The sequence below is a fragment of the Pseudobutyrivibrio ruminis HUN009 genome (assembly GCF_000703005.1).
Taxonomy (GTDB): domain Bacteria; phylum Bacillota; class Clostridia; order Lachnospirales; family Lachnospiraceae; genus Pseudobutyrivibrio; species Pseudobutyrivibrio ruminis_A.
The window spans coordinates 2,054,293-2,067,070 of record NZ_JNLH01000001.1; the positions used below are offsets into that span (position 1 = coordinate 2,054,293).

The 12,778-nt window shown below is 38.2% G+C and carries 10 protein-coding genes; all 10 read left to right on the forward strand.

Going from position 1 to position 12,778, the window contains the following annotated elements:
• The first annotated feature begins 19 nt into the window (after positions 1-19).
• The 10 genes from BO15_RS0109270 to BO15_RS0109315 all read left to right on the forward strand — a co-directional run bounded on the left by BO15_RS0109270 (position 20) and on the right by BO15_RS0109315 (position 12,775).
• On the forward strand, positions 20-1,468 hold the full coding sequence (locus tag BO15_RS0109270) for a glycogen synthase (RefSeq protein WP_033154068.1): 1,449 nt from the start codon (positions 20-22) through the stop codon (positions 1,466-1,468).
• Positions 1,469-1,531: 63 nt separating this feature from the next.
• Complete coding sequence (locus BO15_RS0109275) at positions 1,532-4,291, forward strand: FtsK/SpoIIIE family DNA translocase (protein WP_033154069.1); 2,760 nt, start codon at positions 1,532-1,534, stop codon at positions 4,289-4,291.
• Positions 4,292-4,307: 16 nt separating this feature from the next.
• Positions 4,308-5,978: a formate--tetrahydrofolate ligase gene (locus BO15_RS0109280; protein ID WP_033154070.1), complete on the forward strand. Its 1,671-nt coding sequence runs from the start codon at positions 4,308-4,310 to the stop codon at positions 5,976-5,978.
• Position 5,979: 1 nt separating this feature from the next.
• On the forward strand, positions 5,980-6,954 hold the full coding sequence (locus BO15_RS0109285) for an FN3 associated domain-containing protein (RefSeq protein ID WP_033154071.1): 975 nt from the start codon (positions 5,980-5,982) through the stop codon (positions 6,952-6,954).
• A gap of 179 nt (positions 6,955-7,133) precedes the next feature.
• Positions 7,134-7,613 (forward strand): 23S rRNA (pseudouridine(1915)-N(3))-methyltransferase RlmH, encoded by a 480-nt coding sequence (gene rlmH, locus BO15_RS0109290; RefSeq protein ID WP_033154072.1) that lies wholly within the window; start codon positions 7,134-7,136, stop codon positions 7,611-7,613.
• 28 nt (positions 7,614-7,641) lie between these two features.
• On the forward strand, positions 7,642-8,946 hold the full coding sequence (locus tag BO15_RS0109295; RefSeq protein ID WP_033154073.1) for a pyrimidine-nucleoside phosphorylase: 1,305 nt from the start codon (positions 7,642-7,644) through the stop codon (positions 8,944-8,946).
• A gap of 1 nt (position 8,947) precedes the next feature.
• Positions 8,948-9,934, forward strand: coding sequence for a PhoH family protein (locus BO15_RS0109300; protein WP_033154819.1), 987 nt, complete (start codon positions 8,948-8,950; stop codon positions 9,932-9,934).
• On the forward strand, positions 9,934-11,127 hold the full coding sequence (locus BO15_RS0109305; RefSeq protein ID WP_033154074.1) for a hypothetical protein: 1,194 nt from the start codon (positions 9,934-9,936) through the stop codon (positions 11,125-11,127). Before BO15_RS0109300 ends, BO15_RS0109305 begins: the two co-directional genes overlap by 1 nt.
• Positions 11,124-11,621 (forward strand): rRNA maturation RNase YbeY, encoded by a 498-nt coding sequence (gene ybeY / locus BO15_RS0109310; RefSeq protein WP_033154075.1) that lies wholly within the window; start codon positions 11,124-11,126, stop codon positions 11,619-11,621. Before BO15_RS0109305 ends, ybeY begins: the two co-directional genes overlap by 4 nt.
• 20 nt (positions 11,622-11,641) lie before the next feature.
• Positions 11,642-12,775 (forward strand): DUF3048 domain-containing protein, encoded by a 1,134-nt coding sequence (locus BO15_RS0109315; protein ID WP_033154076.1) that lies wholly within the window; start codon positions 11,642-11,644, stop codon positions 12,773-12,775.
• The last annotated feature ends 3 nt before the right edge of the window (positions 12,776-12,778 follow it).

Here is a 12,778-nt window from a genome sequence, read left to right on the forward strand (position 1 = left end):
AATTGAGGGGTTTATAATTATGAATAAGATACTTTTCGCTGCTAGCGAGTGCGTTCCATTTGTCAAGACCGGCGGATTGGCAGATGTTTGTGGAGCACTTCCTAAGGAATTCTCAAAGGAGTACTTCGATGTAAGGGTTGTTTTGCCTTACTACACATTTATTCCTGAGAAATACAAAAAGGACTTCAAGTTCTTGACTAGCTTCCAAATGAACATGGGACCACTTGTAGGTACACGATATGTTGGCGTTTTTGAATATGAATTAGATGGGGTTACATATTACTTCATTGACAATCATGATTACTTCGATTGTTTCTATCCTTATTCTGAGGATAGATGGGATCTTGAAAAGTTTATATTCTTTGATAAGGCTGTTTTATCAATGCTTCCACTTATCGGATTCCAGCCAAATCTTATTCATTGTCATGATTGGCAGACAGGCTTTATTCCTGTTTATTTAAAGAATGATTTCCAGGGAGATCAGTTCTTCTGGGGAATGAAATCAGTCATGACCATTCACAACCTTAAGTTCCAAGGTATGTGGGACACAAAGACAGTAGCAGGTATTTCTGGTTTATCTATGAACTTATTCACTCCGGATAAGCTTGAATACAAAAAATGCGGAAATATGCTTAAGGGGGGTCTTGTTTACGCAGACTATATCACAACTGTTTCTGCAACCTACTGTGATGAAATTCAGACCCCATACTATGGAGAGGGCTTAGATGGCTTACTTCGTGCTCGTCATTACGATATGCAGGGCATTGTCAATGGCATTGATAACGATGTATATGATCCTTCTAAGGACTCTAAAATCTATAAAAACTTTGATGTTTCTACATTCCGTAAAAACAAAAAGGTTAATAAGGCAAAGCTTCAAGCTGATTTAGGTCTTGAAGTAGATCCTAAGAAATACATGATCGGCCTTATTTCTAGACTTACAGATCAAAAAGGCCTTGATCTTATCAATTATTGCATTGAAGGAATAGTTGATGATTTTACTCAGCTTGTTGTTATTGGCACAGGCGAGTCTAAGTACGAGAATATGTTCAGGCATTATGCATGGAAATATCCAGAGAAGATTTCAGCTAATATTTGTTATGATGATAATCTTGCTCACAAGCTTTATGCGGCAGCGGACGCATTTTTAATGCCTTCACGATTTGAGCCATGCGGCTTGACACAGCTTATTTCATTTAGATATGGAACAGTTCCAATTGTTCGTGAGACAGGTGGTCTTAGCGATACAGTTGAAGCTTTTGACGAGTACAAAAAGACTGGAGATGGATTCTCATTTGCAAATTACAATGGAGATGAGCTCCTTAATACTGTAAATTACAGTAAGTTTGTATTTTTCGATAAAAAAACTCAATGGAATAAAATGGTTGAGCGTGGCATGAACAAGAACTATTCTTGGGCAGTTCAGAAAGAAAAATACGAAAATATTTATAACTATTTGATAGGTTAACAAATAGTAATTTACAAAAGAGAATAGCTTGACTATTCTCTTTTGATTGTAAGAGGTTATATATTGGCAACAAAAGGGACGAATAATTCTAAAAGAAAATCAAATAATTCCCGCAGAAACACTACTAAAAAGAGCAACAGTAAATCTACTTCCACAAGAGCTAAAAAGGCTACTATGGAGGTTGAATTCGAGGACCCATTTTTCGAGGATTCTTCAAAGGAAATTATCCTTTGGGGTTCTTTAGTGCTGTGCATTTTACTTTGCATTAGCAATTTTGGCCTTGGCGGAGTTGTAGGTAATGCCATTGCCGATTTCTTCTTTGGAATTTTTGGCATTATCCAGTTTATCTTGCCTTTTATGGTTGCTTTTTCTGCATTTTTCATTATTTCAAACTATGGTAACAAGGTGGCAGTGGCTAAGGTTATTGCCGGTTCCGTTTTACTTATATTTATCAGCGTTTTTGTGGAACTAATCATACATGGACAGGATGTATTAGGGCCACTTTCAGCATTTGAATATTCAAGAGATAACCACAATGGTGGAGGCCTTTTGGGAGGCGCCATCGTTTTTGGAATATATGATAGCTTCGGTTTGTTTGGAGCATATTTAATTGATATTATTGCAATGGTTGTTTCCATAATCATTATTATCGAGCGCTTTGCTTTCGATAGAGTTCAGCAGTCTTCTAGATACCATGCTGATAAAGCAGCAGCTAAGAGACGGGCTAGAAGAGAACGTCAGCTTATGGAGCGTGAAGCAAATCAGACCAGATATAATTCTGAACGTCAGGCCATCATCGAAAAGATTAACGAGGAAAAAGCTCTCGAGCTTGAGCAGATGAATCAAAAGGGTGGCTCTAGAAGAGATAGAAAGCATTCTGGCGTTACTACAAATACAACACTTATGCCAGATTTTTCAGAGGCATCATTGTCTGCCGATGGCGTTAACGAAATCAAAATCAACATGGCAGAGGGAGAGTCTGATGTAGAAGTTACAAACACAAGCAGACATCGCCTTCGTTCTGGAGATAAAAAGTCAAAGAGTACACATTCTTTCAAAAATGTTACCCCTCTTGTGGCTACAAACGAATCAGCTACATTTATTGAACCAGAGCAGCCAGTAGTAGTTGAGCCAAAGGTTGTAGCCACGCCTAAGCCAGTTGAGCCTGTTATTAATACTCCGGCTCCTACACCAGCTCCAGAGCCTACATCAGAGCCAGAGCCTGTTATGGAACCAGTTACTTCTACTAGAAAACCTAAGCCATCAGCTTCTACACAGGCAGAAATCGAAGATTCTTCAGAATCTCTCAGAGCTTCTATAGAATCAGATAAAAAGAAGCCTAAGAAGCCATTTAAGTTTCCACCTATTTCATTGCTTAAGGATGCTAAAAAAGGCACTGGGGATTCTAGAGAGTACCTTCAGGAAATGGCTGGAAAGCTACAGCGTACACTTGGTAATTTTGGTGTTCAAGCAAATGTTACTGAGGTTACTTTGGGACCATCAGTTACTCGTTATGAGCTTGAAATCGCAGAGGGTACTAGAGTATCAAAGGTTGTAAACCTTTCTGATGATATTAAGCTTAATATGGCTGTTACAGATGTTCGTATTGAGGCCCCAATTCCTGGCAAATCTGCTATTGGTATTGAAGTTCCAAATAAAGAAAAGACAATGGTTTCTTTCAAAGAGCTTGTTTCTTCGAAAGAATTCAAGAATGCTAAATCAAAGATTTCCTTCTGCGTTGGAAAGGATATTTCTGGTAGCGTAGTTGTTGGAAATATTGAAAAGATGCCTCACTTGCTTATTGCAGGTGCTACAGGTTCTGGTAAATCAGTTTGTATCAATACTATCATCATGAGTATTCTTTATCATGCTACACCAGATGAGGTTAAGATGATAATGGTTGATCCAAAGATGGTAGAGCTTTCTGTATACAACGGAATTCCACACCTTCTTTTACCAGTTATTACTGACGCCAAAAAGGCGGCAGGAGCTCTTCATTGGGCTGTAAAAGAAATGACAGATAGATACGAGCTTCTAGCAGCTGCAGGAGTGCGTAATATCGAAGGATTTAATGAAAAGGTTGATTCCGACGCTTTACCTGAATCTATACCAGAGGAAAAGCGTGTGAGAATGTCACAGCTTGTTATTATCCTTGATGAGGTTGCTGATCTTATGATGGTTGCGGCAGCTGATGTAGAAGATTCAATTGTTAGATTGGCTCAGCTTGCCAGAGCAGCTGGTATTCACTTGATTATTGCTACTCAAAAGCCTACTGTTAATGTTATTACTGGTCTTATCAAGGCGAATGTTCCTTCAAGAATTGCCTTTTCTGTTTCATCAGGAACAGATTCGAGAGTTATTCTTGATATGAATGGTGCAGAGGATTTGCTTGGAAATGGTGATATGCTTTATGCTCCACAAAACCTTTCTAAGCCTATTCGTGTTCAGGGTGCCTTTGTCAGTGATGACGAAGTAAGTGCAGTAGTTGATTTCCTTAAAAATAATAACGAAAATGCAGAATACGATTCGAATATAGAGGCTCAAATTCAAAACTCTGAGACTGGATCTGGTTCAGTGTCAATCTCTGGAGAACCTGATAATTCTAGAGATCAACTATTCAATGAAGCAGGTCGTCTTGTTATAGAAAATCAAAAGGGTTCTATTGGCTATCTTCAAAGAAACTTTAGGATAGGCTTTAATAGGGCGGCACGTATCATGGATCAGCTTGCGGAAGCAGGCGTTGTTGGTCCTGAAATGGGTACTAAACCTAGAGAAATACGCATGTCCATTTCAGAGTTTGAAGAACTAATAAAAGCAAATTAAAAGGGAGTCATTTCAAATGAAGTCAGACATTCAAATCGCTCAGGAAGCACAAATGGTCAATATCAAGGAGGTTGCCGCTTCACTTGGTATTAGGGAGGATGATTTAGAGTTTTATGGAAAATATAAGGCTAAATTATCTGATGAATTGTTATCCGAAATTCAGGGTAATAAAGACGGCAAGCTTGTGCTTGTAACTGCAATCAATCCAACACCAGCCGGAGAAGGCAAAACAACAACTTCTGTTGGTTTAGGTGAGGCAATGGGAGTTCTTGGTAAGAAGGCGTGTCTTGCCCTTAGAGAGCCTTCACTTGGACCTTGCTTCGGCATCAAAGGTGGTGCCGCAGGTGGTGGATATGCTCAGGTTGTTCCAATGGAAGACTTGAACCTTCACTTTACTGGTGATTTTCATGCTATAACATCTGCAAATAATTTGCTTGCAGCTATGCTTGATAATCATATTCAGCAGGGTAATTCTCTTGGAATTGATCCTAGACAGATTGTATGGAAGCGATGTCTTGATATGAATGACAGAGCCCTTAGAAATATTGTCGTAGGTCTTGGAGCAAAGGCAGACGGAATGGTTCGTGAGGATCATTTTGTTATTACAGTAGCCTCTGAAATCATGGCTATTCTTTGCCTTGCAAATGACATGAAAGATTTGAAAGAGCGACTTGGAAGAATCATTGTCGCTTATAGTTTTGACGGAAAGCCTGTTACTGCTAATGATTTACAGGCTACAGGCGCTATGGCAGCCTTACTTAAGGATGCTTTAAAGCCTAATATGATTCAAACTCTTGAGCACACACCAGCTATAGTTCATGGTGGTCCATTTGCTAATATTGCACATGGATGTAACTCAGTTAGAGCTACAAAGGCTTCTATGAAGCTTGCTGATATCACAATCACTGAGGCTGGTTTCGGTGCTGATCTTGGTGCTGAAAAGTTCTTTGATATTAAATGTAGAATGGCTGGTTTGAAGCCTGATGCTGTTGTTTTAGTAGCAACTGTTCGTGCTTTAAAATATAATGGTGGTGTTCCTAAAACAGAGCTTACTACAGAAAACTTAGATGCTTTAAAGAAGGGTATTGTTAACCTTGAAAAGCATATTGAAAACCTTCAGAAATATAATGTACCAGTAGTAGTTACACTTAACTCATTTGTTACCGATACAGAAGCAGAGACTAACTTTGTTAGAGAATTCTGCGAGTCTCGTGGATGCGAATTTGCACTTTCTGAGGTTTGGGAGAAAGGTGGACAAGGCGGTGTAGAGCTGGCAAAGAAGGTTCTTTATGTATTAGAGAATAAAGAAAGCAACTTCAAGCCACTTTATGATGATTCACTTTCGCTTAAAGATAAAATTAAAACCGTTGCAACAGAGATATATGGTGCAAAGGATGTAGCATACTCAGCTGCAGCTGAACGCGAATTAAAGAGAATAGAAGAGCTTGGAATGGGTAATTTCCCTGTTTGTATGGCTAAGACTCAGTATTCATTATCTGACGATGCTACTAAGCTTGGACGTCCTACAGACTTTACTTTAAATGTTCGTGAAGTATATGCTTCTGCAGGCGCAGGCTTTGTTGTTGCTGTTACAGGAAGCATTATGACTATGCCTGGTCTTCCAAAGCAGCCAGCAGCCAACAATATCGATGTTACTGACGATGGAGTAATTACAGGATTGTTCTAAAATGAAATGTAAAAAATGTGGAGCTGAAATTGAAAATGGTCTTATGTACTGCCCATCATGTGGGGAGTCTATTCAGCTTGTGCCTGATTACAATGTTTTAGAAGAAGAATTACTTTCAAAAGTTGTAGAAGATAAAAATAAATCAAAGGATGATAAGTTTGCTACAGGTGTTTACCAGTTTCAGGAAGAGGCATCTGCGGTAAACACATCATCTAAGTCTCAATCTCAACAAAAGCCTGAGCCAAAGGTTTTTACAAAAAAGATAAAGGCATTTCTTTTGGTTGCCTGCTTGCTGGTTGCAATAATAGGTGTATGCATGTTTATTCCTTACATGGGTGCACATACTTATGACAATATTATGAATCAAGCAGTGGATGCAGAATCCAATGAGCAATATGCAAAGGCTTTAGGTTATTATGAAGAGGCATATGAAATCGACCCTACATCATTCGAGGTTATTTATGGCTTGGGCCGTATGTATTACATGGTTAAGGATTATGATGACGCTATAGAGATGCTTTATCTTGCGCTGGATAGCGATCCTTCTAACAAAAAGATATATTCATATCTTTTGGATGCCTTATATGCAAATGGTGATATGGATGGGATAGCAGCTTTGCTTGAAACATCACCTAGTGATGAAATTACAGCGATGATTAATTCATATTTCCTATCAGCACCTACATTCAATTTGGCTGGTGGCAATTATGAAGAAGATCTGCTTATCCAAATTACCGTGAGCGGGGATTATAAAATCTTTTATACCTTGAATGGCAAAAGTCCTATTACAACAGGCAAACAATACACTAAACCAATACCTTTAACTGAGGGAACTACTGAAATAAAGGCAGTGGCACAAAATGATGCTGGAGAGTATTCAGACATAGTTAGTGCTACATACACTATTACTTATCCTGAAGTTGAGGAACCAGAAGAAAGCACGGGAGAGGATGTAACGATTGATGTAACTAATTAATTTACGTTTAACAGAATGTTCACAAGATTTCCGAATTTTTTACATAATTAATTAGTATCATTACATCATCTCATTAAGAGATACATTTTTCATAACATTATTCTCCCTTTGAAAGACACGTCACCGCAGGCGTGTCTTTTATGTTGTCTAAATCATTCAAATGGGCTAAAATATAACCTATGAATGTTAAAATTCTATGCGTAGGTAAAATCAAAGAAAAATTCTTTAGAGATGCAATTTCAGAGTACTCAAAGAGGCTCTCGAAATACTGCAATTTAGAGATAATAGAGGTCTCTGATGAAAAGACTTCAGAGAATGCATCTGATATTGAAATATCACTTGTAAAATCCAAAGAAGGCGAAAGAATTTTAAAGCACATTAAAGAAAAAGATTTTGTTATTGCTCTTGCAATACTTGGAAAGCAACTGGATTCTGTTGCTTTTTCTAAATATATAGAGAATCTTGGTATTTCAGGGCACAGTAGCATAGTTTTTGTTATTGGCGGCTCACTTGGGCTTTCAGATGAAGTAATGAAGCGTAGTGACTATCAAATTTCTTTTTCTGAGATGACTTTTCCTCACCAATTAATGAGAGTGATTTTACTTGAGCAGATATATCGTGGAATGCGAATTATGAATAACGAGCCTTATCACAAATAGGCAATAAATAAAAAGGGGTTTTGTTACTATGAGAATGTACGATTTAATTGAAAAAAAGAAACTTGGAGAGGAGCTTTCTACCCAGGAGATTTATCATATTGTTAATGGCTACACAAATGGCGAGATACCTGATTATCAGATTTCTGCACTTCTTATGGCTATCTATTTTAGAGGCATGAATGTCAGAGAACGCTACGACCTTACTATGGCTATGCGTGATTCTGGAGATATCCTTGATTTGTCTTCAATCGATGGTGTTAAAATTGATAAACACTCTACAGGCGGTGTTGGCGACAAGGTTACACTTGTTCTTGGACCAATCATTGCATCTATTGGTGTGCCTGTTGCAAAGATGAGTGGTAGAGGTTTAGGCCATACTGGCGGTACTATTGATAAGCTTGAAGCTTTTCCTGGTTTCAATGGAGCTCTTTCAGAGGATGCCTTCATCAATCAGGTAAACAATATAAAGATTGCCGTTACTGGTCAGTCTAAAAACCTTGCTCCAGCAGACAAAAAGCTTTACGCACTTAGAGATGTTACAGCTACAGTAGATGAGATTTCTCTTATCACAGGCTCAATCATGTCTAAAAAGCTTGCTGCCGGCACAGATGCAATCGTTCTTGATGTTACTGTTGGCGATGGTGCATTCATGAAGACAAAAGAAAAGGCATTAGAGCTTGCAAAATCTATGGTTGATATTGGTAAGCGTGCAGACAAGAAAATCGCTGCAGTTCTTACAAACATGGATGAGCCACTTGGCTTTGCAGTAGGAAACAATCTTGAAGTAATTGAAGCAATCAATGCCTTAAAGGGAAATGGTCCAGAGGACTTAATGGAAGTTGTTTATGAGTTAGGTTCTCAGATGATTGTTTTCTCAGAAATTGAGACAGATAAAGCAAAAGCTAGAAAGCTTATGGAAAATGCAGTTGCAGATGGCAGCGCATTTAATAAATTTGTTGAATTCATTCAGGCTCAAGGCGGAGATTCAAGCTTTGCTACTGACATCAGCAAATTTGAGCCAGCTAAGTATGTAGTTCCAGTTGAGGCGCAGGCTGATGGATATGTACACGCGTTGAAGGCAGAGGCATTTGGCCTTGCATCTATGTCACTTGGTGGCGGTCGCGAGACATTCGAGGATGTCATCGATATGGCTGTTGGTATTGTTCTTAACAAAAAGGTTGGAGATGAAATCAAAAAGGGTGAGCCTATTTGTTATATTCATGCAAACGACGAGAGCAAGATTAATAATGCTATGGAGATGATTAAGGCAGCTACCGTTATTGCTCCAGAAAAATGCAACCACATGGACTTGATTATTGATATTGTTGAATAAAATGAGCGATTTTTCTTTAAGTATTAGTATTCCGGCTGAGCACATCGACAATATATTTGGCCAATTTGATAAAAATATCAAAACCATAGAAAAGGGAATGGGAATTTCCTTTATTCTAAGGGACGATGTTATTAAAGTATTGGGAGAGAAATCCCATGTTGAACATGGAATTGTTGTTGTAGATGAGCTTTTATCCCTTTCGAAGAAGGGCAGTATTATTACCACACAGGATGTTAATTATATTATGTCAATAGAGCAGGAAAAAATAGAAAATCATGATGTTTCAGAAGCTAGAGGTGAGATTATTTGCCACACAACCACAGGCAAGCCTGTAGCTCCTAAGACATTAGGACAAAAGAAATATGTTGATGCAATCACGAACAATATGATTGTATTTGGTGTTGGACCAGCAGGTACTGGTAAAACATACCTTGCTATGGCAAAAGCGATTACAGCATTCAAAAACGAGGAAGTTTCACGAATCATTCTTACTCGTCCAGCCATTGAGGCAGGAGAAAAGCTTGGATTCCTTCCAGGAGATTTGCAGAGCAAGGTAGATCCTTATCTTAGACCACTTTACGATGCTCTTTATCAGATAATGGGTGCTGAAGCCTTTCAGCGCAACATGGAAAAGGGGCTGATTGAGGTAGCACCTCTTGCTTACATGAGAGGCCGTACTTTGGACAATGCATTTATCATTTTGGATGAGGCACAAAACACTACACCAGCCCAAATGAAGATGTTTTTGACACGTATTGGTTTTGGTTCAAAAGCTGTAATTACTGGCGATAAGACTCAAAAGGACTTGCCTACTGGAGTAAAATCAGGTCTTGATGATGCCATGGCAGTTTTGAAGAATATTGATGATATAAAGATTTGCAATCTTGATGCAAAGGATGTTGTTAGACATCCACTTGTTCAAAAGATTGTAAATGCTTATGAAGTACACGACAAAAAACTACAAAGCAAGAATAAAAAGGCGAAATAATGAAATGGACTAATCGTTTTTCCACCACAAGAGTATTGTATGCAATAGGCATGGCGTTTGTTTTTATTATTGCCAACACTTTAATGTGTTCCTTTGCCTCTGTACTTATAGACAAATATATTTGCTTAGTTGCAATTAATATTTGTTTCTTTTGCTTACAGTTTTTACTTATCATCAGAAGACGTTTAGAGCAAAAGCTTCCAGAAAAAAACTACATATCCTATGGGAAAATTACATTTGTTGTTCTAATAGAATGGGTTTTAGTTATTGTAATGTCTTTGTTGGCACCAGATTTTTTTGCTCCATTCATAGTACTTCCAATTATTGCAAGTAGCGTTTTTGAGGATAGCCTTTCAAATGCTTTGAGCCTTTATTTGGTGGTAATTACATCTCTTTGCTGGGATTACAATAGCTATACTATTCTTTGCTATATCACTCTTATTCTATTTGGTGGAGTGCTATCAGCGTTCCTTAGAAAAGGAGAGACAATCCAAAAGTTGTATGCTTTGATTCTTGTTTTTGCAATTACAACATTGGTTTCGATAGTATTTTATTATTTTAATTATCTTGAGCTCTCATTTGCAGTTCTGTTTTACGGGATGATTGATGGCATAGTAGCTTGCCTAATTATAGCGGCAATATTCCCTGTAATCAGCCGATTCGTTGATAGGGAGCAGGTGTTGATTTACGATACATTTTTGGATCCAGACTACACTCTCTGTAACGAAATACGAAAGCTGTCTTACATTGAATATCAGCATGCAATGAGACTTTCAAGATTATCTAGAAAGTGTGCTGCAGCTATTAATGCCAACGAAAATCTTGCTGCTTGTGCAGGACTGTATTATCGTCTTGGCAAAATCGAAGGTGAGCCAATGATTGATAACGCAATTAAAATTGCAAATAATCATTGCTTCCCAGCCGAGGTTGTTCAGATTTTGGCGGAGTATGGAGGAATAGTTGTTCTTCCTAGCTCAAAAGAATCGGCTATTGTTCATATGGTAGATTCTGTTGTTACAAAGGTAGAGCTTTTTGATTCTGATTCTATGAGCAGTAGTTGGAATCAAAATATGGTTATATATCAAACTATTAATGAGCTTTCACAAAAAGGCTTCTACGACAACTCAGGACTGACCATGAATCAGTTCTTGAAGATTCGTGAGATTTTAGCAAATGAGGATATTTTAGCATGACAATTTTAATGGAAAGCGAAACAGAAGTTGATTTCGACTTCGATTATGAGAAAGTTGCAAAAGATGTGGTGAATACTGCTTTGGATTATATGAAATTCCCTTTCGAAACTGAAGTAAGCATCACTCTGACAGACAACGATGGTATACAGGTAATCAATAAAGAATTTAGAGATATTGATGCACCTACCGATGTATTATCATTCCCTATGATTGAGTACGAAAAACCGGGTGATTTTTCAAAAATCGAAGAGAATGATGATTTATTTAACCCTGAGACAGGAGAAGTAATTCTTGGAGATATAGTTCTTAATATTCCTCGTATTCATGCGCAAGCAGAGGAATATCAGCATTCAAATCTCAGAGAGTATGCTTTTCTTATAGCCCATAGTATGTTACATTTAATGGGGTTTGATCACATGACAGAGGAGGAAGCTTCTGTTATGGAACAAAAACAAAGGGAGATATTAAACATACTAAATATATCTCGAGATTAATGAAAAGGAGACACTAATCTATGAAAAAACAATTAGTATCCGCATTGCTTGTTTTGAGTATGTGCACATCATTGATTGCCTGCGGTAAAGATGAAGCAGACAATACAGCGGCTGATGATACAGCAAGCAATACAGTACAGGAGGTAGTTGAGCCAGTTGATGATTCTGCAGCTTTTTGGGATCAGGTTTCAGAAGACGGCAAGGTTCGAAGCTACTTAACTGGTGATTGGGTTGATGCTGAGTATGGCAGACAGCGCCCGGTTGCAGTTATGATTGAGAACACAAAGGCATGTTTACCACAGTATGGTATTGGTAATGCTGGTGTTATCTATGAATGCGTTGTTGAAGGTGGAATCACTCGTATGATGGCCATCTTTGATGATTATTCAGGATTAGACCAGATTGGTAATATCCGTAGTTCACGTCCTTATTACGTATATTTTGCTAGTGAGTATGATGCTATTTACATGCATGCAGGTGGTAACCCAGCAGCATTCGAGCTTATTGATGACAAGAATCTTGTAGACAACATCAATGCTCTTACAGTAGAAGGTACAAAGGGTAAGGCAGCTGCTTTCAGAACTGGTAAGGGTGAGCATACACTTTATACAAATTCTGATGGTATTGCAAAGGGTATTGAAAAGCTTGGATATGACACAGAGCTTCCAGCAAACTATGAGCCTCATTTCACATTCGCAGCTGATGGTAATGATCTTTCAAGCGGCGAGGATTGCCAGGCTATCCAGCTTTACTACTACACAAACAAGCCTTATTGGATTTACAACGAGGATGATGGTTTATACTACAGATATGAGTTCAATCAGAAGCAGGTTGACGCTATTACAGGCGAGCAGCTTACAGCTAAGAACATTATTATTCAGAATGTAGAGTGGTGGACATATGAAGGATCTCAGTATCTTGGATACCTCCTTTCATACAACACAGGTACTGGTAAGTACATCTCTAATGGAAAGATGATTGATATTGTTTGGTCAAAAGATGGTGATACAGATATTACACATTATTACGACTTAAACTCAGGTGAAGAGATTCAGCTTAATGTTGGTGTGACTTGGATTCAGGCGTGCCAGCGTGATTACACAGATGAAACTGTATACTATGCAGATAAATCAGAATTTAGTAAGGCAAATTAATTA